Genomic DNA, 23632 nt, shown 5'->3' with positions numbered 1-23632 from the left:
CATCTTTGGAGTCTGGTAAAGCCCCGTGTAAATAACCTCCATACCAGCATCTTTGAACGCCTGAACCAGCACATGAGCCCCCCTATCATGACAATCTGCCCCAGGCTTCGCCAGTAAAATCCTTGTTTTCCACACTCGCATTCTTCTTAAACCTCCAATTAATTAAATTCTCTCATTCGTATAAACTGATTCTGATAAAAAAGATAAAAAAATAGATAGTTATACTATAAACAGAGAGCTTTGAAAGATGCCCAATTTGTCATTGCGAATCCGCCAGAGGCGGATGAAGCAATCTCATAACGGCTTGATTATCAAAGAGATTGCCACGTCCCCTTCACTTCGCTCAGGGCTTCGGCTCACCTGCTCCTCGAAACGACAGTTTGTATAGATTTTCAAAGGTCTAAAACAGTAAAACGTTATAAACGCGGGGTAATGATTGAAATATTAGAAATTACCTAAGGATTAATTAGGGAGGGCATTTTCCGCATATAGATCTAAAAAGGGTAGTACTCAGGTAACGGTCTCCCCTATCGGGGAGTATCACAACAATTACCCCAGAATCCATATTCCTTGCAATATCAAACGCTCCAGCCATTGCTGCTCCGCTTGACATACCAACAAAAAGGCCCTCTTCTGTAACAAGCTTCCTCGTCATATCAAATGCCTCACCATCATTGATAACAATCTTCCCATCAAGCTTCTCTGGATTGTATATCTTGGGAACAATAGCTTCTTTCATATTCTTTAGCCCCTGTATCGTGTGTCCTATTACCGGCTCAACCCCTACTATTTTTATATCGGGTTTATGTTCCCGCAGATACTTTCCGACACCCATTATAGTCCCCGTTGTCCCCATGCCAGCAACAAACACATCTATTTCTCCATTCGTCTGGGATAAAATTTCAGGGCCAGTCGTCTCGTAATGAGCAAGAACATTGCTGGGGTTATCAAACTGATTGGGCATATAGTACTTATCAGGCGCATTATCAATTATCTGATGGGCTCTTTTTATAGCACCATCAGTACCTTCTTTCGCAGGAGTGAGCACAACCTCAGCACCAAAAGCTCCCAGAATATACTGTCTCTCGGTACTGACACATTCCGGCATTAAAAGCTTAATACGATACCCTTTTGCAGCTGCTATCATTGCCAAACCAATCCCTGTATTCCCTGATGTTGGTTCAAGGATTATTTTATCTTTGGTTAATTCCCCAGACTCTTCTGCTTTCTGCAACATATAGTAAGCAGGTCGATCCTTAACCGAACCCCCTGGATTGGCTCCCTCAAATTTACCTAGAATCCTCACCTTAGGATTTTCATTTATATTGGACAACTCTATAAGTGGGGTATTTCCTATAATAGATAACAAATTCACATTAGTTCTCCTTTTCGGTTATATGCCCATATTGTTAAATTATGCTACCTCGAGTTGAGTCAGTCCAATCTAAATAAAGCTATTTTCTTTACGTTACAATGAATAGATCTCTTTCCCAAAGGTGTGTACCCAGTTCTTCTCCAGAACCTTTATCGCTTCTTCCGTCTTGTCCACGCCCACAATAACAATAGACTGTCCACTCTCTCCCTTGCCCAAAAAGGTATAAAGATACAACACATTAATATTGGAGGCATTCAGAGGTTTGAGCACAGCTTGAAGGGCGCCAGGGTGATCAGGGATTTCCACTGCTATTACATTTCGTTCCCTCACGGAATATCCATGGCTCTTTAGAACATTGATCGTCTTTTGAGGATTATCGGTTACAAACCGCACAGTACTGACTTCGGAGGTATCAGCCACTGAAATAGCTCTGATATTGATTCCCTCGGCACCAAGGTACTCGCTCACACGTAGAAACTGGCCCGGTATATTATCCAAAGTAATAGAAACCTGTTTGACACTCATAGGTTACCCCCGATTGAAAAGCATCTAAAATAAATCATACCCTGCCATCAATGCCTTTTTGTTAATATCGATCAGCATTTTTTTAGCCTTAAAAGTATTTTCCAAAACTTTAATTAAAGTGGAAAGTGAAACAAGATTAGTCTTTTTGCTGAATGCCCCCATCATTACCATGTTCGCCGACTTTGGACTTTTAAGCTCTTCAGCAATATCACTTGCTGGAACTTGTATAACCTCAATATCACCCCTTGAAACCACGGATTCCGTTATAGAAGAGTTAATGAACAGGAGTCCACCAGATTGGATCTGGTTTTGAAATCGAACCAGGGAAGGCTGGTTCATAGCCACCACAAAATCCGGGGAGGAAGCTACTGGAGAGGCAATCTCTTCATCGGATATGGCTACTGTACAATTGGCGGTACCGCCGCGAACTTCGGCACCATAAGAGGGTAAGTAAGTTACATGTTTCCCCTCCGACATTGCAGCCTGAGACAGGTTGAGCCCCATGGAGAGAACTCCCTGTCCGCCGAAACCTGCAAAGATTGTTTTAATCAGCATCTCTTTTACCAGTAATGTCCTTTGTTCTAGTAGTATCCTTAATTAAACCCAGTGGGAACTCCTTCGTCATTTCGTTTTCGACCCACTGCCATGATTCCAACGGACTCATCTTCCAATTGGTAGGGCAAGGAGAAAGTATTTCTACCATAGAATAACCAAGATCATCGATTTGTGTTTGAAAGGCTTTGCGGATAGCCTTTTTAGTCCTCTTGATATTTGCCGGTGAATTAACAGCAGTCCGCTCGATATAAGCCGCGCCTTTGACCAGAGCCACCATTTCACTCATCCTGACAGGGTATCCCTCTAATCTCGTATCTCGTCCATACGGAGTAGTAGTAGTCTTCATATTGGAAAGAGTAGTCGGTGCCATCTGTCCACCAGTCATTCCGTAAACAGCGTTGTTGATGAAAATAGAGGTTATACATTCCCCTCTGTTGGCGGCATGAATAGTTTCAGCCGTACCAATAGCAGCCAGATCACCATCTCCCTGATAAGTGAATACCAATGCATCAGGATATGCCCTTTTAAGCCCCGTGGCTACAGCCGCCCCTCTCCCATGAGCCGATTCCGCCATATCAACATCAAGATAATGGTACGCAAAAACCGAACATCCGGGAGGGGGAATACCTATGACCTTGTCCTGAATATTCATCTCGTCGAACACCTCGGTCAAGAGCCGGTGCACGATGGAATGCCCACATCCCGGGCAGTAATGGAATGCGGCTCTCTTCAATGATTTAGGTCGTCTGTATACCTTCTTCACTTCTCTATTTTTAGACCTTTCTGATAATAAAGACGGGTGATTACTCGAAGAATTTCGCTAGGAGTAGGAATTACACCTCCTGGCCTTCCGTAAAAGGATATCTCCCTTTTCCCTTCGACTGCCAGTTTTACATCTTCTATCATCTGTCCCATGTTCATCTCAAAAACCAGAAAATGTTTTGTCATTTGAGTTAATTCGCTGACTTTCTCATAAGGAAATGGCCAGAGAGTGATCGGTCTAAACATTCCCACCTTCAAACCATTTGCCCGTGCATTCCTGATTGCCCCTTTTGCAATTCGGGCAGCCACTCCAAAGGCAACTACTACCAGTTCAGCATCTTCGACCATATATATCTCGTAAGTGGTTTCTTCTTTCTCTATCAAGCGGTATCTTCTGAACAGACTCCAATTAAGCTCTTCCAAATCTGTTGGCTTTGAGGTAAAGGTTTTAACAATTCTACTTGGCCGTCCTTTAGCCCCTCTAAGTGCATCGCTTCTGACCGGTAATTCTGATGGGGCATCATATTTAAATTCCACAGGCTCCATCATCTGCCCAAGCATACCATCCCCCAGAATGATTACGGGGATCCGGTACTTGTCGGCAAGATCAAAGGCACGGTGAGTGAGGTCTGCTAATTCCTGTACTGATGATGGCGCCAGGACTATGGTACGGTAGTCTCCATGACCTCCGCCCCGGGTAGACTGGAAGTAATCCGATTGGGCAGCGGATATGCTTCCCAAACCGGGGCCACCTCTGGAAATGTTGACAATAACAGCAGGGAGCTCGCAAGCGGCGAGATAGGAAATTCCTTCCTGTTTCAAACTGATTCCCGGACTGGAAGAAGAGGTCATTGCGCGTACTCCGGCCAGACTGGCTCCGTATACCATGTTTATGGCAGAGACCTCACTTTCAGCCTGAACAAAGGAACACCCTTTCCTTCTGCTTAAATTGGTGGCCATATATTCGGTAAGTTCATTTTGAGGGGTAATCGGATAGCCAAAATAACACTGGCAGCCAGCTCGGATGGCAGCTTCCCCAATTGCAGCATTTCCGTACATGAGAATCTTAGCCACGGTACACCTCTATTACCACATCAGGGCACACGATTGCACAGGTTGCACAGCCAGTACAATCACCATTACTATTAAAGCGAACCGGTAAGTAGCCGTTGGCATTCAGTTTATCGGATGGAGAAATTGAATCTTTCGGACAAAAAGCTATGCAGATCTGACACCCCTTACAGAGCTCCTGATCAATCTCTATATACCCCTTCATTCCGTATCCTACCCTCTAAATTAAATGAAGTTAAAGATTTAAATCATATTCCATACGTTGTCAATATTTTTTTAGCCTGTTTTTAGCCTGTTTTCTGCGAAAACAAATTTAATTTTTGTTGACTTATGTTTCTCTAAATGGTAAAAATAGCCGTATTATTGGTTTGTATACTCTTTGAGCTACTTATCTTGCACTTCATACAGATGGGCATCTTAAAAATCCTGCTTGTGTTTGCTTCAAAGGGATTCTTTTTTTCGAAATAAAAACTAAAGGTAATAAGCAAAGAACAGATATGGGCACAAAATTACGTTTCATCAAATAATAAAAGGAGGTCTGAAAATGGGAAAGCTGGATGGAAAAGTAGCAATAATTAGTGGATCGGGTAGGGGATTGGGTAGAGGGTTTGCTCTAGTAATGTCAAAAGAAGGTGCATCCATAGTGGTAAATGATGTGGATGACTCTGCTAATCAAGTGGTGAAGGAGATAGAATCTAAAGGTGGGAAAGCTGCAGCAGTTATAGGTGGAGTAGGGACAAAGGATGTAGCAGAGAAATTGGTCAGTACTGCTGTTAAAGAATTTGGTAAACTGGATATATTGGTTAATAATGCCGGTATAATCAGAGACCAACTTTTACATAAGATGGAAGAGAAACAATGGGACGATGTCATAACTGTTCACCTTAGAGGTGCTTTCCTCAATACTCAAGCCGCAGTGAAGTATATGATTGAGAACAATGTAAAAGGGAGGATTATCAACATTACTTCTTCAGCAGGGATCTATGGGAATGTAGGTCAGGCGAATTACAGTGCAGCCAAGGCGGGTCTTATAGGGTTGACTCTGTCCAATGCCAAAGAACTGGCACGACGTGGAATTTGTGTGAATGCGGTAGGTCCGGCAGCTCAGACTGCCATGACAGAGTCGATGCCTGATAAAGTAAAGGAAATGATGTACAAGCACCTTGCTTCTACGTCTACGATTCAGAGAATGGGACAGCCTGAGGATGTGGCTCCTACGGTTGTCTTTCTTGCTTCTGATGATTCCTACTTTGTGACCGGGCAGGTTATCTGTGCCATGGGATCAACCGGTGTGATATAAACCTGTTCATATCCGTATCCTGAATGTATTTATGCCTCTGCATTCAGGATACGGTAGATATACAAAAATAAATCTTACTTAAATCCATCCCTTCCACTTGTAGTATGCCAATCCCATGTATTCATGCAGGACTGCTTGAAATAGGAGGAGTCTCTGAAGAGGATGGGTAATATATTTTTCAGCGGGAGCAGTGGAGGCAGGATAAACAATAACACCTGCATGTTCGAAAGAGAGTTTTGCCCTCAACATGTGGTATGAAGATGTTACAAGAATAGCATCCTTGAGCCCTAAATCATGCATAATCTTATTCACTTTAACAGCGTTTTCATAAGTACGGCTAGACTTTTTTTCGATTATGATATTCCCAGATGGAACTCTAAGATTTTCTGCTATTTGCGCCATACTACCGGCTTCTGATATATAGCCAGGGAATCTTTTTGGGTTTCCCCCACTAAACACCATTTTACCTGCCTTACCTTCGAAATACAGTTCAATTCCCTTTACAGCCCTGTCTATAGAACTCAGGGTTAGTTCTCCTGTAGGGTAGAATCCTCCCCCTAAAACAACAATCAAATCAGCCTTTTTTATGTCAGGTCTAACAGTAAGGTAGGAAGAGAGAAGATTAGGTAAAGGTGTAAACATAACAGACAGGAAGAATATAAGGCAAATCCAAAATATAACCTTTAGCAGTTTCCCGAACCGTGTCAGGGATCCTCTTTTTCTAGCCAAGGCATTCTCCCCCTTTCAGCTTTTGGGTCTCTGTTTGTTCAATTGGTCTGTGAAAAAAGAAAAAATATACCCGCTCTTTCATTGAAATGCCGTTATCCAAACAAATATTATAACCAATTTTATAACCAGACAGGCAACCTAAGTCAACTAGTTATTTTTTTATATTGTATGGGAAAAGTATGTGTTATATGTTAGAATACCCTGATTAAAAAACAGGGTTTGAAAATTAGCAGATGCAAGGTTGTTCAAAAATGGGAAATAAACAATAAACTGTCCATGCCAAAAGTAAGTGTTATAATTCCCACCTATAATCGAGCAAACTTCCTTGAGGAAGCAATTGAATCAGTTCTGTTCCAGAATTATAAGGATTTTGAGCTGATAGTCGTTGATGATGGTTCCACAGATGAAACTAGAAACATCGTGCGAAGATACACTGATGAAATAGTTTATATTTATCAGAATAAGAGGGGTGTGAGTTGTGCGAGAAATATGGGCATAAAAAATTCCTCCGGAGAGTATATTGCTTTTCTGGATTCCGATGATAAGTGGTCACCGGACAAGCTTGCTTATCAAATGGATTTTTTTGCTCACAATCCTGATGCCTTGATATGTTATACTGAAGAGATATGGTTTAGAAATAATGCAAGAGTAAATCCCATGAGAAAACACAGAAAATACAGCGGTATGATATTCGACAAGGTGTTGCCCCTGTGTATTATAAGTCCGTCTTCTGTTATGCTAAAAAGGGAGTTGTTCTTTGACAGGATAGGGTTCTTTGATGAGAGTTTACCAGCCTGTGAGGATTACGATATGTGGATCAAAATAGCCGCCAGTTACCCTATCTATTTGATAGAAACCCCTCTTATAATAAAGAGAGGAGGACATCATGACCAGTTATCCCGGAATTTTGTAGGTCTTGACAGGTTTAGAATAAAGGCGTTGGTTAATATATTGGAAAGTGGTATTCTTTCCCCTGAACAGTACAAAGCATCGTTAAAAGAGCTAAGAAAAAAATGTACCATATTTGGCAATGGGTGTTTAAAAAGGGGAAGGATAGCAGAGGGGGAAAGGTATTTAAAGATACCAGACAAATATGAAATTAAATTATATGCATGAAATGGACTAAAATACCCAAAGCTGCTAAAAAGGAAATCTAAATATAATGAATACGGAATATAAGCATTTAGCTATAAGATCCATTGATCTGACTGACACTACCTTTGTCACTACCTATGGTTTTGCCCTAACACAATTAAAGAAATCCATTGAGAAGATAGGCATACTCAATCCTCCATTGGTGAAAAAAAAATCCGAGGAGCAGTACAGCATAGTGTGTGGCTATAAAAGACTTCTGGTCTGCCATGAAATAGGAATAGAAGAATTGAGATGTGCTATTATGTGCCAGAGTATTGAAGACAAGGATACCTTTTTGATAAGCCTTTATGATAATCTCTCCCACAGGGTTTTAAACCCTGTAGAGAAATCCATAACCATCAGTAAACTACAAAAATACTATTCAGTCGAAGTTATAGTAAAAAAATTCTTACCTCTTTTGGGATTGAACTCCCATTATTCGGTATTGGATAGAATCAAACCTCTATCAAGTCTGGATGTGAAAATCAAAGACGCAGTTGTAGATGGAAGGATAGATGAGGGGGTAGCCGCAAAGTTTTTGAATTTTTCAAAAAAAGACAGAGAACCGATTCTCCAAATTCTCTCTACCCTAAGGTTCAGCAAAAATAAGCAGAACGAAATTATTGATAACCTATATGATATTACTAAGAGAGACGGATGCTCAGCATACAGCATACTCAATGCCAAGGAATTAAAGGATATTTTAGCTGACAGTAACCTCAACATACCCCAAAAGGGCAGCAGGGTGCGTTACTTCCTCAGAAAGCTGAAATATCCAAAAATAATAAAAGCTGAGAATGATTTTTTGGAAATGAAAGGGAAATTAAATTTTGGGGATAAAATAAGATTAACCCCTCCACCGTCTTTTGAGGGGGACAGGTACTGTATTGAGTTTCTATTTGAAAACATGGACGATCTGGAAGATAGCCTTAAAAAAATAGACTCTGCTAAGCACAACAAAGAGTTCAAAAGAATAATTGAAGGCTAAAGAGATGGTCAGATATATTCCCAGGAAGATTATTATAGATACCAAAGTTAGGGATTCACTCATTACTCACAACATTCTTAACAATCTTCCAGGTGTTCCAGTAGAGTATTTAGCTGATACAAGTACAGCAATAGATGCCATAAGAGGTAGGAAAGACCCCTTGTGTGCCGGGAAAAAGGTGCTCTTACTCACGGAAAACAGAGGGAGATTTCTAAAATCCTGTCCTGGTACAAAGGAATATATATGCTGTGGCTACCAAATATTGAACTTTGCAACCAACTGTAACTTAGAATGCTCCTATTGTATCCTTCAGTCTTACCTGAATAATCCAGCAATGGTAGTATATGCCAATACAAAGGATATGCTTACCGAACTTGAGGATGAACTAAGTCAAGACCCTGAGTCCATATATCGTATTGGAACAGGAGAATTCACTGACAGTTTAGCACTGGACCATCTGACAGGTTTTACAAAGCTAATAGTGCCATATTTCGCCCACAAAGAGAACGTAATTCTGGAGTTAAAGACAAAGACAGACAATATAGGCAATCTAATTGATTTACAACATAACGGGAACACAATAGTCTCATGGTCACTGAATACAGAGGAGATAGCGAAAAGTGAAGAACTTTTTGCACCGTCAATAGCCGATAGAATAGATGCAGCGTTTAAATGTCAGAAGGTTGGCTACAAGTTGGGGTTTCATTTTGATCCACTTATATACTACCCTGGATGGGAGAAAGGTTACCAGAAAGCCCTGAAAAGACTCTTCGCCAAAATAGAGACCAAGAATGTCTCATGGATAAGTCTCGGGTGTTTCAGGTTTTTACCTGAGTTAAAACGTATAATTCAAAAAAGATTCCCCAAAAGTAAGATACTATATAACGAGTTTATCCCGGGTATGGACGGGAAAATGAGGTACTTTAAACCTATCCGGATAGAGATGTATTCCATGATGTTAGAATGGATAAGGGATTATGATCCCAAACTATGTGTATACCTCTGCATGGAGAGCCACGAGGTATGGAGAAAAGTTTTTAGGGAAGATCGGGTTGAAAACAGCGAAAATCTGGCTAAAATATTGGACGGTACTGGAGATAACAAATGAATATTAAAGAGAATATCATCAAGCCTAATTCAGAAGTAGGAAGTGGAAGAGTCAAACAATACATACTTTCCAAAGGTAGGAAAGTTACGCAAATCACCACATTCTGTCCTGACATTATAGGTCCTGGTCCAGCCCACATTTACGTTATTGAAGACGAAGCCTTGATTATGGTGGACACAGGTATTCCAACCCATATGGCTAAAAAGATTTTCTACTATTGGAGAAATCAGCCAATACCAAAAAAGGTGAAAGATCTGCCGGATGATCATAGTGAGGATGAACTAGTCACCGGACTGAAAGCAGCCGGCTACTCCCTCAAAGACATAGAATTTATCATAATAACGCATGGACACCCGGATCACTATCTCATGGGTAACAGCATAGTAGAAAAAAGCAGGGCTAGGGTTTCATCCCATGTCATGGACACTGACCGGATTTGTAACCCATGGGCAATCTCAAGGAGTGTATTTGAAGGGCGCCCCAGGTACAAAGCCTTTGGTATGCCTCTTCCCAAATCTTCAGTCTATGAATACCATAAAGAGGCTGTAAAAGAATCTTTCAGTCTGTCTCTGAAGGTGGATCATCCTGTCGCAATGGATGGTTTTCTATCATTAAATGGGCTTCAGAGTAATTTTATTAGAGTAAACCACTCCCCAGGCCATTCACCCGGCTCAATCTGCCTCAGAATCGGTTCAGAAGAGGAAGAGGAGAACATACTGATATGTGGGGATGTTCTTTTATATCCCATAACCCCGCATCCTAACGATCTGGTTACATATCTTCGTACCTTAGATAACCTAAAACAAATGAGAAAGATTACCCTCTCTCTTCCTGCACACGGGAGGAACATTCGGGACTTCTATGGGAGGATTGATTTTCTAAAGAAACATCACCGTTGCAGACTTGAGTTTACATACAATGCTTGTCAAAAGCCAAAGACCCCCTGGGAGATAGCTTCCATGCCCCGATATTTTGATGTCTTTGTAGATCCTGCCAAATTTAACCCTATGGCAGGCAACGAAGCATTTGTTCATATAAGGCTTTTGGAAATGGCTAAAGGGGTCTATCGATCAAGTATGGATGGTGCAGTCCATTATTTCAAGAACACAGGGGAGAAGTTCGATCACGTATACAGAAGAATCCTCGAAATAATCGACGATAGAAACTCTACCATTTTATGAGATGGGCAAGAGAGGCATGTGTGCGGAAACCAGGGTCTCATCATCAGTCATTTCGGTCTGGCAGGATTCAGGGAAGTAGCTGTTAGGAATACTTCAAAAAAAGAAAGCATCCTGGATATGTGTCCAAGATGCTTTCTTAGTCATTTATTCCGGCAATCTATTTTAGAGCCGTTTTACCCTGACTGCCTGGCGTCCTTTAGGTGTCTCTTCTATTTCCAGAGTTACCCGTTCGAGTTCATTGAGCGAACGGAACCCGCTGTCTTCGATACCAGAATAGTGAACAAATACATCTCCGTGGGTATCTGTCTCAATAAAACCATAGCCCTTTTTTTCGTTAAACCATTTAACTCGTCCTTCTACCATAAGCGACCACCCTCCTTTCTTCTTATTTCGTACCGCTTGTAAGGAGTTACTTTAAAAGCAGCCCTTAAACCGCATCGCTTAGGCGAAAGACCGATTTTAAACGGGCATAAAAAAACTTACCTTAACTTGCGTACTACAATCACCTTCATCCATATAATAGATGAATGTATTGGTATTTTATATATCGTTTATAGCCTTGTCAAGGGTATTTCCTTGCCACTCACCTTTTTGGATAAGGCACCTACCGGACATACCTCTACACATTTTAAACAGGGGTTGCATTTAGATTCAGCAAGTGGTCTGTTTTGGAAGGTTCCCACTTTGGTTATAAAACCCCTGAAGTTAAAATCCAGGACCGCCTCTTTGACAATCTCATTACAGATATAGACACAGAGACCACACAATACACATAGATTGGGGTTATAGGTAAAGAGAGAATGACTATCGTCTACTGGTAAGTTAGGGAGGATCTGGGGCAGCTTCTTAGGTTTGAGTTTAAACCCCATCTCATGGGAGATGTTTTGAAGAGCGCACTTCTTATTGGCCGGACACTCCTTGCATACTATAGGGTGTCTCGACATGATCAATTCAAATGCCATTCGCACCAATCGTAATACGGATTCTGTCCTTGTATTTACGATCATCCCATCGGTTACCTCTTCAGTGCAACTCGTCACCGGCTCTTCTTTCCCTTCTATCTCGACAAAGCAGAGTCTACAACTCCCAAAAGGTGAAGGGTTTTCTTCGATTGCACAGAGATGAGGAATAAAGATACCGTTTTCCAGGGCAGCCCATAGCACCTTTTTTCCCTTTTCCGTTACTATCTTTTTTTCGTTAATCGTTAAAGACAGAGTTTTCACATTTATTCCTTGTTCATTCTACGGACTTTTACCTCTAATATGGTGGGTTATCATAACGAGGTTCAGATTCAGGAAGCTCAGATACAGGCGATATTTTTACTACTGCATCATACTGAGCAGGACAGGCATCCATACAGCTCGCACACTTAACGCATTTCTTCTGCTCTATAGCCTTAAGGCGATCCCTTCTGGTATAGATAGCCTCTGTTGGACAACTGCCAACACAGGCATCACATGCCCGCTGGCATTTTTCAGGTAAAATATAGTATGCAACAAGGTCCTTACATTCCAGTGAAGGACATCTTTTATCTAAGATGTGCGCCTCGTATTCTTCCCTGAAATAAGACAGGGTTGTAAGTATAGGATTAGGGGCAGTCTTCCCCAGGTTACAGAGAGAACCCTGTTTAATGGTTTCAGCCAATTCCTCAAGGAGACAAAGATCTTCCATAGCACCTGCCCCTTTTGTTATATCAGTGAGGATATCCAGCATATGCTTGGTTCCGATCCGGCAGAAGGTACACTTGCCACAGGATTCCTTCTGGGTAAATTCTAAAAAGTACCGGGCAGTCTCTACAGCACAGTTGTCTTCGTCCAGGACCACCATCCCGCCGGAACCCATAATTGCTCCTGTATCAACTATCGTGTCAAAGCATACGGGTGTATCCAGAAGTGATTCCGGAAGACACCCCCCTGATGGCCCCCCTATTTGAACTGCTTTAAATTGTCTCTTAATAGTTTTTGGGAGTTCTCCTGCAACGTTTGAAGTCTTTATTATGGGAGGAACTCCACCCCCAATGTCAAATATGATTTCTCTTAGGGTAGTCCCAAAGGGAATCTCCACCAAACCCGCATTTTTTATCTTGCCGGCCAGGGCAAAGACGGCTGTACCCATACAGCCTTCCATACCCACAGAGGAGACCTTTCCGGCTCCATATGTGATTATTTTAGGGATAGAGGCAAGGGTTTTGACATTGTTTATCAGGGTAGGTTTCTCCCAGAGTCCCCTATTTGCCGGATAAGGAGGCCTTGGTTTTGGCATCCCTCTTTTTCCTTCTATGGATGCTATCAGAGCCGTTTCTTCACCGCAAACGAATGCCCCTGCACCCTGGTTTATTTTAATATCAAAACTGATTTTACTGTTCAGAATATTCTTTCCCAAAAGCCCCAGTTCTCTTGCCTGATAGACTGCCGTTGTTAACACGGATACTGCTTGTGGATACTCTTTTCTAATGTATACGTAACCAGACTCAGCTCCGATTGCATAACCTGCTATAATCATTCCTTCTATAATGGAATGAGGGTCGCTTTCCATGATTGTCCTGTCCATAAACGCACCAGGGTCCCCTTCATCAGCGTTGCATATAAGATACTTTGGGAATTCGGGGGCATCCCGGCATATATCCCACTTTTTCCATGTGTCAAAACCTGCGCCTCCCAGCCCCCGTAATCCTGCAGCCTCTATCTCTTCTATTATCCCTCTGGATTCCATTTCAATGGCATACGTTAAACCTTCATATCCACCTACTGCTATGTAATGATTAATATTTTCGGGGTCTATGTAGCCACAGTTTTTCAGTAGCCATCTCCGTTCCTTTGACCACCTTGGGGTTTCGTAAACTGTGGGAACCATATCGTTTTCTTCAATTGCACCTAAAGCCCACTCAAGGGCAGGATCCTCTTCGTTGAAAAATCTCTTTATGAGTATTTGAGTTCGGTTAGGGGTGAGGTAACCATACATAATGGGAGGCCATCCTGGCTTGGAAACAACAGCCATAGGCTCAGCGTAGCAGTGCCCGTGACACCCAACCTGAACTATTCTGGCTTCGATTTTGAGGGTCTTTAAAATGTCTTCAAAAGAAGAAAGCACTTCAAGAGAACCGGCTGACCTTCCGCAGGTAGCTGTCCCCACGTAGATAGTTACCCCCTTTTTTCCATTCATGCCTGGGAAATCGCTTAATGCGTTTTTTCTAAGTTCTTCGAATCTTTCCTTAACTGCCATTTCCATTGTCAGATTCTTCACCATCTTCTATTGTGCCGGTTTCAGATGCTTCCCTTCTCTTCGTTTCGGCTTCTTTTCCCAACTGGTATTTTAGAAGGATACCATCTACTTTGGTAGTATCCATTTTACCATACACCTCTTTATTAATAACTGTTACAGGGGCTAAGACACAGCATCCCACACAGTTTACCCTATCCAGGCTGAATTCCCGATCTTCGCTTACCTCTCCCTCTTTTATTTCCAGACGTCTTTCCCATGAGTCCAGAACAATGTTACCCCGTTTTACATGGCATGCTGTACCCATACATACCTGGATATGATTCTTCCCCGGCGGGGTAAAACGAAATTGGTTGTAAAATGTAGCCACCCCATAAATAGTTGTTTCTGAGATATTTAGATGTCTGGCTACTTCCATCATACCTTCTTCTGGAAGATACCCAAGATTGTCCTGAATTGAGAGGAGTATGGCAATCATATTTTTCTCTCCTTCCCAGTTCTTGAGTATCTTCTTGATTATCTCCAATTCCTCTTTACGCTCTGGCTCTCTTCTGATATTCATAAAGTTCCTTTTTGAATCCTCTTGCTTTTTTGGGGATTATCTTTGAGGGTTCCCACATGGTAAATAGTGGAGGATTTCTTAGGATTACTTATTATGACTTATTATGGAGTATGGAATGGAAAAAGGCATTTTAAATTAAAACCGTTGATAATATATTGTAAAAAGGGATATCGGTCAAGGGGAAAAAAGTGTGTGCAAAATATTCATTTGACTCTTGAATATACTTTTAAGTCATTTTGGGGGAGAAGTATATGCTCTGTTTTATTAGAAACATCAGACAGGTTCGCGAGATATTCCTCATAGTCAGTCTTGCTGATAATCCCCTCAGCGATGTTTTTCTCTATAACCCTCTTATCAAACAGGTTCTCTTTATTATTGACCATACAATATTTCTCCTTTTTAATAGGTTTTTGACAAGGTTAACGGGGAAGATATTTTTATTTTGGCGCTATATTCGGTTATATATTTTTCAATTAATGCTCTAGCCTCTAAGTCAGCAATCTGTTTTGGTGGATGTTTCATCGTATAGGCAGAAATTGGTAATAGTGCCCCTTTATCACCACTTTCTCTTGCTATTTTGCAGTATCTTATGGCGTCAATTGTAACTCCACCACTATTGGGTGAGTCTTCTACAGAAAGGCGCATCTCCAGGTGCAATGGAACGCCGGCAAATCCTGTTCCCTCCATTCTAATAAAACAGACCTTATTATCGTTTTGCCAGGGGACATAGTCTGATGGTCCGATATGGATGTTTTCTGCCGCTAAAGGTTCATCCAGTTGGGATTGTACAGCTTCGGTTTTAGAAATCTTCTTTGATTTCAGCCTACTTTGGTTTAACATGTTTAGAAAATCAGTGTTCCCTCCCGTGTTTAGTTGATAGGTACGCTCCAGTTTTACGCCCCTATCTTGAAAGAGTTTGGTTAAAACTCTGTGTGTTATAGTAGCACCCAGCTGAGATTTAACATCATCTCCTATAATAGGTATTCCCCTCTTTTCGAACCTCTTGCCCCAGTAAGGATGGGATGCTATAAAAACCGGTATACAGTTAATAAAGCTCACCCCTGTATAGAGACAACATCCTGCATAGAATTCAGTGGCCTTTTGAGAACCGACAGGCAGATAGTTTAATAATATTTCGGCTTTGCTTTTCTTCAGTACTTCTCTTACATCGCAGGGTTCTTCATCGGCAACTAAAAAGGTTCTCTCAGATGAATAACCACTCATATGTTCTGAGACGCCATCTAAAACCCTTCCCATGGATACTGTGACCCTATAGCTTGGAAGGTCTTCCCAGATGATCTTGGTACAATTAGGTGGAGAGAATGCTGCCTCTTCTAAAGGTTTCCCCACTTTTCTTTTGTCGATATCAAATGCAGCTACTACTTCAATATCCGAAGGAGTGTACCCACCCAGGTCATAATGCATAAGCCCTAGATTTATACCCGGATTGTTTTTGTAAAATTCGATACCCTGAAGGAGTGCACTGGTGCAGTTTCCAACACCGACAACAGCAATTTTTATACTTTTACTATTCATTATGGGGACTCCCTTTTATTGATTCTCGTTGATATAAAACAGTTTAAACAACAGAGAATATTGAAAAAAAGAAGGTTGTTATTACTGAAGCAGGGGTATTATCACTATTGTTTCTTCCCATGAGAAGAAACAGCGAATTTCCCACCATGCATCGGGAATTGGGTCAAAGGGTGAGCTTTGAGATGATTTAACCCGTTAGAAATAACGCCCCTGGAATTTCTAACGGGGTTTATTTCCAAAACCTTTTTTTTAGAGGTGTTTCTTCTTCGTTTATACTGGCAAATTCTGTCAATAACTCTTCCTGTCTTTTAGTCAATTTGGTTGGGGTTTTTACTATTACCTGAACAATTTGGTCCCCTCTGCCATGTCCCCTGAGGTGGTGGGTACCCTCACCTTTTAACCGGAAGGTGTGTCCTGACTGAGTTCCTCTCGGAATGTGAATTTTTTTTGCACCGTTTAATGTTGGTATATCTATTTCTGTCCCTAATGCTGCTTGAGTAAAAGATATGGGAATCTGGCATATAATGTCATACCCATCTCTATCAAAAAGTGGGTGGCGTTCCACATGCAAAACAACATAAAGGTCCCCTGGTGCTCCCCCTCTTTCGCCTTCTTCACCTTCTCCTCTGAGCCTTAAACGAGAACCGTCTTCAACTCCCCCTGGTATTTTCGCCGATACCTTTTTCTTCTTTGTTACCTTTCCAGTACCATGACAATCCACACATGGGTTGGTAATAATCCTTCCTTCACCATTACAATGGGGACAGGCGGTGCTTATGCTGAAAAATCCTTGAGAGCGGGTTATCTGTCCTTTTCCCTGACATCCGGGACAGTTTACAGGGTAAGTACCTGGTTTTGCACCTGTCCCTTCACATTTATCACATTGTACAGACTTGGGTATTTCAATTTCGGTTTCTTTCCCAAAGGCTGCTTCTGCGAATGATAGTTGAATGTCATAGCGAAGATCCGTCCCTCTTCTAACAGCGGTTCTACTTCTTCTCGTCCCAAAACCGAAAAAATCTTCAAATATATCCCCAAAAGTTGAGAAGATATCTTCAAATCCAGAAAACCCTTTGAATCCAGTTCCTTTCAATCCTTCGTGCCCGAATTGATCATAAAGCCGTCTTTTCTCCGGGTCTCTCAAAACCTCGTATGCCTCTGCTGCCTCTTTAAATTTATCTTCAGCTTCTTTTTTTCCTGGATTTCTGTCGGGATGGTATTTCATTGCCAGTTTTCTATAACTCTTCTTTATTTCTTCATCATTTGCCCCCCGACTGAGCCCCAGTACATCATAATAGTCTCGCTTTCCCATTTATGATACGTTCTCCTAAAAGATCTCCTTGAATCCTGCAGAATGCGAATATAAATTGTCTAACAATACTTATAGTTATATTTGTATGCCGTATTTTTCTTCCATGATTTCTTTTTAAGTATTGTTGGAATCAAGAGTTTCCTTTTTTGAGACAACTTTGCCAGCAGCAATTTCCCGCAGTGCTACTACCACTTCTTTATTTTCTGGTGCATTCACTAAAGGTTTTGCGCCCTTTAGTAGTTGCCTGACCCTCTTTGCTGCCAGATGCACAAGAGCAAAACGGTTTTCTTCTTTTTTCAGGCAATCTTCAATTGTTATTCTAGCCATCTTTTTTCAATTTTAATCCTTCCTTTTTAGGTAGTGTTAAAATATGACCTCAAAAAGTTTCCATATCCCCAGTATCAAAAAAATCATAGCTAAACAAGTCAAGCCTATAGAATAAAAAAGTTCCCATTTTGAATAATCCAACACGATAGTTCCCCCCCTTTATCTTTTTAAAGGTGATGTTATGAACCTAACTTATGATCTCTATTAATTTCCAGAAACCAAGAACCCATAAGAATACTATAAAACACAGTGTACCAATAACAAACGCTGAATCAAACTTGGTGAAGTCTTGAAACATCTGAGACATCTGTTACCCCCCTTTTTTAAGTTTGGCTTCTTAAATATTATCCTATTTTAAGTCATTAATATCATGTGGCAATTTTTCCAGGAACTGTGGCTCGATTCCATATATAGTTGGACTAAAATCAACCTTAGCGTAAAGCATATCCTTGTCCTGTACCTTCTTACCTATGATAATAGAACCTATCTTGTTTTCTTTATTGTCCCATAGGGTTATCTCTGTTTTTGGTTTATTAAAACCATAAACTGAAGGATCTTCTTTCATACCCTCAGATATTATCTCCTTAAATTTAAGGAGTTTAATGTCCCATAGAAACGAGATAACCTCAGCCTTATTGAGTGTGGTTTTTATTGGTTTTATTGCCTTCCAGTCCCCTTTCCCGAGCTTCAGAATAAAGGTCCTATCAGGGTAGTTTAATTGAATCTTTTCTACATCCTCATTCTTAAATGCGAGAAGGGTTTTGTCCCTGAGGTTGAAAGGGGTTTTGGTGAGAACCTTAAGAACATCAGGAGATAATTGGTAAACTGTATCTGTTATGTTTGTCTTGGCAAATAGATTTTTCCCTCCATCCCCCTTACTGGCTATAATAAGCCACACGGGTTTTTTTTGACCTTTTTCCAAAAGGTTGACTTCTATGACAGGCTTATTTAACTTATAGGTTCTATGAGCTTTTAGACTGTCATTGATAAACCCTTCTGCTCTAATATCCAGCAGTGCCCAGAGTAAGTCGCTGACCTCAAATTCATCTGCTTTTGCCCTTATGGGTTTTGTTATATTCCATTGATTTTTGTCATCATTTACTAATACTATTTGTTCACGAGGATATTTAAGCTCAACTCTAAAGATTTTTTCCTTTTCAAAATCCAATACTGTTTTATCCCTGAGATCGAATTCGGTTTTGGGATAGTCCTTAAGGGAATTCTCCGGAAGCAAAAAGACATTTTTAACATCTTTCCACTTGGCATAGAAGTCGCTCCCCTTCTTAACTCTTTCTCCTATTAAAAGTGATTTTGCAGGGTGATTTTTATCTGTAAAAAAGGTAATCTCAATTTTCGGAGAGTCAAGACCATATCTGTTCAAATCTTTTGGGGTTTCCTCTATGAATCCTTTGATTCTGGAGTTTTTCAGGCTATACAATAGCCTTCTAATACTTCCTCCATCAGCCTTTGCTTTTATGGGCTTGACGATTTCCCAATCCTTTTTGTCATCAAGCCTCAAGTTTGCTTGTTTATCTTCATATCTGAGACCAAGGTTTTTTATATCTTCTACTTTGAAGTCAATTACTGTCTTATCTCTATAGGAGTATATCTCCTGATTCAGTTGCTCTTTCAACCCGGAAGATGTCAGCATGACTGCTTTTGAGTTTTCTCTCTTCACATAAACATAGTAATCGGTTGGGTTTTTGTTGCCCAAAAGGATTGTTTCCAGCCTGGGCTTATTCTTCTCTTTTATAGTTATTTCTATGGAGGGTTTATCCAGGCCATAATCCATCAGGCTAGCAGGTCTTTCATCAATGGTTCGTTCTATTTCTGCCTTCACCAGACTGTTCAGAGCCTTTTCTATTGCTTCATCCTCACCTTTTGCAACAATGGGTTCTTTTATCATCCATTGGTCTTTATCTTTACTAAATAGTATGGTTTTACCTTCGATTTTTAACCTGAGCTCCTCCACATCCTCAGGTTTAAAGACAATGACCTTTTTGGTCTTCTCCTTTGCCTCTTTTCTCTCCCGCTCTACCGGTACCTCGTAAAAGTAAAAATATATTCCGAGGAGTATTAATACAACCGCCAGAATCCCCAGTTTTTTCAGGTTCACTTCTTCCACCTCTTAACGCTTAATACCACAATTCCAGAGACTAAAATCATGGCCGGTATGATAACTACAGGTATAAAGAAGATGACTTTTCCCATAGCTCTTGAAAGGATCACGGGGTTATAATCAGTATCCTTGGGCCGTATTGATATTAAATCTTCTTCCTCAGCCAGCCAGTTTATCGTGTTTAAAAAGAGGTCTTTATTGCCCAGGATATTGAAATAACTATTGTTGGCAAAATCGGAGTCTCCAAAAACTGCCATTTTGGAATTTTCTCCCTCCTTTTTTCCGTTCTTTTTCTCCCCTGTTTGTATGGTTACAACAGCAGCAATGGTTAGTGGTCCATGGGTATCATGACCGCTGTCAAACTTGGCTTTGCCTTCTTTATCGAGCATTTTCCTGTTAATTTCCCCCCAACTTTCCTTATTGGTATTGGCCAAAGGTTCCACAGCGATACCAGCCTTTGCCTGCTTAATTATCTCTATAGAGCGGGCAAAAGGGAAAAAGGTGTTTATATTAAAGTTTCTTGTAATGCTGTGGGGTTCGTACTGCCCGATTATAGGGATCAGGTAGTCTCCGCCGAATAGCTGACTCATTGTATCTATTATGATATCCTCTCTGAGCTTTATATTGTATCCCTCCAAAAGGGCAGCAAGTCCTGGAACGGTAAATGGGTCGATCAAGAATAGGAGGTTACCACCTTTTTCAATATACCCTTTAATAAGTTTCATTTCACTTTCCATGAGTTCCTTTTTAGGACCGCTTATAATCAGGACAGAGGCATCTTCTGGAATACTGTCAGCTCTTAGAAGAGTCAACTCTTTTACTTCATAATTTTGTCCCTCCAGAGCCTTTTTTGCCTGGCTGTATCCCTCCTTGGCAAATATAGCGATGTCGTTTTCTCCGTGTCCTTTAAGAAAATAAACTGCCTTTTTCCCTTCCCTGATAACCTTGAGTATAGCATTGGTAATCTGTTCTTCTCTGCCCCAGGAAACCCTCGTCTCATTTTTACCACTTTCAAATACCGTGGTACCGTAATCAGTTATTCCGTATTTTTTTGCCAGTGTAGGATTTCTGTCAGGATCTATAAACCTGTAATTAAATTTTTGATTTTTATACTTATATAATTTGAAGAAATCTTTTAGCTCTCCCTCACTGCCAGAGTTTTCCTGATAAAATGCAATAGCATTTACTTCTTTGTTGATAGAACTAAGTACCTTTATTGTCTCATCAGACAGGCTGTGCCTTTTTGTCTTAGTCAGATCAAACCTGAAGTGGTGTCTTACCGATATTGCCCCAATGAGTATGAGTATCCCTAAAACTATTAAGACCGTTATAATCATATGGGTTCCGTACCTGGTGGACCTATTTAAAAAAATGCCTTTGATCTTCATTCTTAGCCCCTCCATTTCTTAGATTCCAACGACCTCATAGTTAAGAAGAGGAAGAAGAAGGCGAAGAGGATGTAAAATATAGCGTCATTGGTATCTATAACCCCTCTGGCAAATTCCTGGTAGTGTTCTATTATTGAAAGCTGGATAAGCACCTTTGCAAATACTGGTCCTGCAAAATTGGCTCCCCACTGTATTATCCAGAAAAGCAATAATGCCCCAAATGTTACTACTGCAGCTATAATCTGATTCTCGGTCATTGTTGAAATCAGTATACCCAGGGAAATAAAAGATGCCCCCAGCAGAATAATCCCTATATAGCCGGATATAACCGGGCCTAATTCTGGTTTGCCCAATATGAAGAGGATTACCTGATAAAAAATAGTAGGAGCTAACATTACGAGAAAGGTAAGAAAACATGCCCCAAACTTTCCCAGTATTATTTCTATATCCCTGATGGGAAATGTCATAAGTAGCTCAATGGTTCCAGATTTTTTCTCTTCAGAAAAGAGCCTCATTGTCAAAAAAGGTGTCATAAACAGAACGAGAATACTCATGGTGGAAAATACTGGCCCTACTACTTCCTCAGTAATATTTAAAGCAGACTGCATATAAGGATTGTTCATTGACTGAACACTCATTACCCCAAAGAGGGCAAAGAGGTTGTAAAAGAAGTAACCCGAAATTACAGAAAAGACGGTTATCACCATGTATGCAATCGGGGATTTAAAATAGGAGCCCAATTCCTTCTTCAAGATAGCATAAAAATTGACCATTTTTAGTCTTTTTCCTCCGTAACTAATTTTAAAAATATGTCTTCCAAGCTCATGTCTATCTGGCGTATCTCTGTAAGTAACCAACCATTCTTTGAAATTGTGGCAAATAGTTCTTTGCGAATGTCTCTGTCAATCGCAGAATCTATCAGGTAAGTAAAAGTATTCTCAGATTTGGCATCCTTCTTTTCAATATTTTTAACCCCGGATACCCCCTTCAATTCCTTCATTATATCATCTGGAGGGCCTTCTATCTCCGCAAGGATCTTTGTGCCCTTTTGGAGCCTTGCCATTAAATTGTCTGGTGTGTCAACAGCAACCAATCGTCCTTCATTAATAATAATTACTCGTTGGCATGTCATGCTGACCTCTGGAAGTATGTGGGTGCTCAGTATAATGGTCCTTTTGCCTCCTAGATCCTTTACCAATCCCCTTATACCATGGATCTGTCTGGGGTCAAGACCAATGGTTGGCTCATCTAAAATGAGAACCTCAGGGTCATGGACCAGCGCCTGGGCTATTCCTACTCTTTGTCTGTAGCCTTTGGAAAGCTTCCCTATGAGTTTGCCAGACACCTCTGTTATTCCGCATTCATCCATTACTTTTCCTATTTTTGCCTTCCTTTCTCTCCTGTCAATGCCCCTTACCTGTGCCACAAAGTTGAGATAGGTTAAAACCGACATGTCCCTGTATATGGGGACATTTTCAGGCTGATAGCCGATCCTTTTTCTAACCTCCAGGGAATCTTTAAATACATCATAGCCTGCTACCTTTGCTGTTCCTTTGGTAGCTGGCATAAAGCAGCTTAAGATTCTCATGGTAGTAGTTTTCCCAGCTCCATTGGGTCCCAGAAACCCAAGGATCTCGCCCTTCTCTGCAGTAAAAGTTACATCTTCGATGGCTGGAATATTGCCATAGTATTTGGTAAGGTTTTCTACCTGGATCATGATAAACTCTTCCTTTTTGGCTTAGGGTTTTCTATTTTTTTATATGAAACGCTGCCTGTTTGTCCTCAGGGGTTAGTTGAGTGCTAGAATTTGAAAAAGCTCTAAGTATATAATTTTAGAATTTTCCAAGTTTTTGTCAAGGCTTTTCTGCTTTAACTCGTTGAAACTATGATTATTTTTTATTTCTTAAAACTTATTATAGAAAAGATAGAAAAAAAGAGAGGTAGTTTGAGAAGAAAGGTTTGAGACAGAATATTAAACCACCCCTCTTTGACAATTTTTGATGGCTTCGTAAAAAGTCCATCTGTCCGCCTGAGGCGGATTGCGCTGCATAGCCTTCCCCGTGTCAAGCACGGGGAAGGCTATGCAGCGTACCACTTGGGGCACGGTGAACCGTGCCCCAACTTCTCAGGATTTGCGCGCCTTGCATCTGGTCCGCCTCTGGCGGATTACTTTGCCATCTTAATTTTGACTTTTTACGACTTCATCAACTTTTGTATTTAAAAAATTATTCCTGCCCTTACGCTGTAAGTAGGAACCTCCATATATTCCACTCCGGCTGTCATGTTCAGCACAAAGAGGGTAAACCTAACTCCTCCGAAATATTTCATTGCAGTAATATTTTCTTTGTTTAAACTTATTCCGGCAGGCAGACTTTTTGGTTCGCTGGAGATCCATACTGCCCCAATTCCACCAAATGGGGTTATGTTTAGGAACCCTTTAC

Annotated in this window: 26 protein-coding genes; 5 read left to right on the top strand and 21 right to left on the bottom strand. The window is 40.9% G+C overall.

Going from position 1 to position 23632, the window contains the following annotated elements; translation table 11 throughout:
- From AB1401_01440 to AB1401_01410, 7 genes are all read right to left on the bottom strand, one after another.
- A partial coding sequence (locus AB1401_01440; protein MEW6614119.1) for a methylmalonyl-CoA mutase occupies window positions 1-141 on the bottom strand: 141 nt, incomplete at its 3' end.
- Window positions 142-466: 325 nt separating this feature from the next.
- Complete coding sequence (locus tag AB1401_01435) at window positions 467-1375, bottom strand: cysteine synthase family protein (GenBank protein MEW6614118.1); 909 nt, start codon at window positions 1373-1375, stop codon at window positions 467-469.
- Between the two features lie 93 nt (window positions 1376-1468).
- Window positions 1469-1900: an amino acid-binding protein gene (locus tag AB1401_01430; GenBank protein MEW6614117.1), complete on the bottom strand. Its 432-nt coding sequence runs from the start codon at window positions 1898-1900 to the stop codon at window positions 1469-1471.
- A 24-nt stretch (window positions 1901-1924) separates the two neighbouring features.
- Window positions 1925-2455 (bottom strand): 2-oxoacid:acceptor oxidoreductase family protein, encoded by a 531-nt coding sequence (locus tag AB1401_01425; GenBank protein MEW6614116.1) that lies wholly within the window; start codon window positions 2453-2455, stop codon window positions 1925-1927.
- Window positions 2445-3218, bottom strand: a complete 774-nt coding sequence (locus AB1401_01420) for a thiamine pyrophosphate-dependent enzyme (GenBank protein ID MEW6614115.1) — start codon at window positions 3216-3218, stop codon at window positions 2445-2447. The genes AB1401_01425 and AB1401_01420 overlap by 11 nt, the downstream gene beginning before the upstream one ends.
- On the bottom strand, window positions 3215-4291 hold the full coding sequence (locus tag AB1401_01415; GenBank protein MEW6614114.1) for a 3-methyl-2-oxobutanoate dehydrogenase subunit VorB: 1077 nt from the start codon (window positions 4289-4291) through the stop codon (window positions 3215-3217). The genes AB1401_01420 and AB1401_01415 overlap by 4 nt, the downstream gene beginning before the upstream one ends.
- Window positions 4284-4493, bottom strand: coding sequence for a ferredoxin family protein (locus tag AB1401_01410; protein MEW6614113.1), 210 nt, complete (start codon window positions 4491-4493; stop codon window positions 4284-4286). The genes AB1401_01415 and AB1401_01410 overlap by 8 nt, the downstream gene beginning before the upstream one ends.
- A 339-nt stretch (window positions 4494-4832) precedes the next feature.
- Between AB1401_01410 and AB1401_01405 the strand changes: the two genes are divergently transcribed.
- Window positions 4833-5588, top strand: a complete 756-nt coding sequence (locus AB1401_01405) for an SDR family oxidoreductase (protein ID MEW6614112.1) — start codon at window positions 4833-4835, stop codon at window positions 5586-5588.
- 78 nt (window positions 5589-5666) lie between these two features.
- Here the strand turns inward: AB1401_01405 and AB1401_01400 are convergent, their stop codons facing one another.
- Window positions 5667-6317 carry a YdcF family protein gene (locus tag AB1401_01400; protein MEW6614111.1) on the bottom strand — a complete coding sequence of 217 codons (651 nt, stop codon included), beginning with the start codon at window positions 6315-6317 and terminating at the stop codon, window positions 5667-5669.
- 219 nt (window positions 6318-6536) lie between these two features.
- Between AB1401_01400 and AB1401_01395 the strand changes: the two genes are divergently transcribed.
- The 4 genes from AB1401_01395 to AB1401_01380 are packed head-to-tail and all read left to right on the top strand — an operon-like array spanning window position 6537 to window position 10728.
- Complete coding sequence (locus AB1401_01395; GenBank protein MEW6614110.1) at window positions 6537-7433, top strand: glycosyltransferase; 897 nt, start codon at window positions 6537-6539, stop codon at window positions 7431-7433.
- A gap of 46 nt (window positions 7434-7479) precedes the next feature.
- Entirely contained in the window at window positions 7480-8439 is a 960-nt protein-coding gene (locus AB1401_01390; GenBank protein ID MEW6614109.1) for a ParB/RepB/Spo0J family partition protein, read from the top strand.
- Between the two features lie 4 nt (window positions 8440-8443).
- Complete coding sequence (locus AB1401_01385; protein ID MEW6614108.1) at window positions 8444-9547, top strand: spore photoproduct lyase family protein; 1104 nt, start codon at window positions 8444-8446, stop codon at window positions 9545-9547.
- Window positions 9544-10728, top strand: a complete 1185-nt coding sequence (locus tag AB1401_01380; protein MEW6614107.1) for an MBL fold metallo-hydrolase — start codon at window positions 9544-9546, stop codon at window positions 10726-10728. Before AB1401_01385 ends, AB1401_01380 begins: the two co-directional genes overlap by 4 nt.
- Window positions 10729-10890: 162 nt before the next feature.
- Here AB1401_01380 and AB1401_01375 read toward each other — a convergent pair whose 3' ends face one another.
- From AB1401_01375 to AB1401_01315, 13 genes are all read right to left on the bottom strand, one after another.
- Window positions 10891-11091, bottom strand: a complete 201-nt coding sequence (locus AB1401_01375) for a cold shock domain-containing protein (protein ID MEW6614106.1) — start codon at window positions 11089-11091, stop codon at window positions 10891-10893.
- 188 nt (window positions 11092-11279) lie between these two features.
- Window positions 11280-11951 (bottom strand): 2Fe-2S iron-sulfur cluster-binding protein, encoded by a 672-nt coding sequence (locus AB1401_01370; protein MEW6614105.1) that lies wholly within the window; start codon window positions 11949-11951, stop codon window positions 11280-11282.
- A 34-nt stretch (window positions 11952-11985) separates the two neighbouring features.
- The gene (locus AB1401_01365) at window positions 11986-13956 is read right to left on the bottom strand and encodes an NADH-ubiquinone oxidoreductase-F iron-sulfur binding region domain-containing protein (GenBank protein MEW6614104.1); all 1971 of its coding nucleotides are present in this window, start codon (window positions 13954-13956) and stop codon (window positions 11986-11988) included.
- Window positions 13940-14509 (bottom strand): NAD(P)H-dependent oxidoreductase subunit E, encoded by a 570-nt coding sequence (locus AB1401_01360; protein ID MEW6614103.1) that lies wholly within the window; start codon window positions 14507-14509, stop codon window positions 13940-13942. The genes AB1401_01365 and AB1401_01360 overlap by 17 nt, the downstream gene beginning before the upstream one ends.
- Before the next feature lie 203 nt (window positions 14510-14712).
- The gene (locus tag AB1401_01355) at window positions 14713-14892 is read right to left on the bottom strand and encodes a hypothetical protein (GenBank protein ID MEW6614102.1); all 180 of its coding nucleotides are present in this window, start codon (window positions 14890-14892) and stop codon (window positions 14713-14715) included.
- Window positions 14893-14908: 16 nt separating this feature from the next.
- Window positions 14909-16045, bottom strand: a complete 1137-nt coding sequence (locus tag AB1401_01350; GenBank protein MEW6614101.1) for an inositol-3-phosphate synthase — start codon at window positions 16043-16045, stop codon at window positions 14909-14911.
- Between the two features lie 229 nt (window positions 16046-16274).
- Window positions 16275-17357, bottom strand: coding sequence for a molecular chaperone DnaJ (gene dnaJ / locus AB1401_01345; GenBank protein ID MEW6614100.1), 1083 nt, complete (start codon window positions 17355-17357; stop codon window positions 16275-16277).
- A 114-nt stretch (window positions 17358-17471) separates the two neighbouring features.
- On the bottom strand, window positions 17472-17684 hold the full coding sequence (gene rpoZ / locus AB1401_01340) for a DNA-directed RNA polymerase subunit omega (GenBank protein MEW6614099.1): 213 nt from the start codon (window positions 17682-17684) through the stop codon (window positions 17472-17474).
- Between the two features lie 349 nt (window positions 17685-18033).
- Window positions 18034-19800 carry a DUF4340 domain-containing protein gene (locus tag AB1401_01335; GenBank protein MEW6614098.1) on the bottom strand — a complete coding sequence of 589 codons (1767 nt, stop codon included), beginning with the start codon at window positions 19798-19800 and terminating at the stop codon, window positions 18034-18036.
- Entirely contained in the window at window positions 19797-21191 is a 1395-nt protein-coding gene (locus AB1401_01330; protein ID MEW6614097.1) for a Gldg family protein, read from the bottom strand. Before AB1401_01330 ends, AB1401_01335 begins: the two co-directional genes overlap by 4 nt.
- 2 nt (window positions 21192-21193) lie before the next feature.
- The gene (locus AB1401_01325; protein ID MEW6614096.1) at window positions 21194-21964 is read right to left on the bottom strand and encodes an ABC transporter permease; all 771 of its coding nucleotides are present in this window, start codon (window positions 21962-21964) and stop codon (window positions 21194-21196) included.
- A gap of 2 nt (window positions 21965-21966) precedes the next feature.
- Window positions 21967-22908, bottom strand: a complete 942-nt coding sequence (locus AB1401_01320; GenBank protein MEW6614095.1) for an ATP-binding cassette domain-containing protein — start codon at window positions 22906-22908, stop codon at window positions 21967-21969.
- A gap of 500 nt (window positions 22909-23408) precedes the next feature.
- The coding region (locus tag AB1401_01315) for a hypothetical protein (protein MEW6614094.1) at window positions 23409-23632 on the bottom strand (224 nt) is incomplete at its 5' end.

It is taken from the genome of Thermodesulfobacteriota bacterium (assembly GCA_040757775.1).
Taxonomy (GTDB): domain Bacteria; phylum Desulfobacterota; class UBA8473; order UBA8473; family UBA8473; genus UBA8473.
This window is presented reverse-complemented; position numbering and strand designations above follow the sequence as displayed.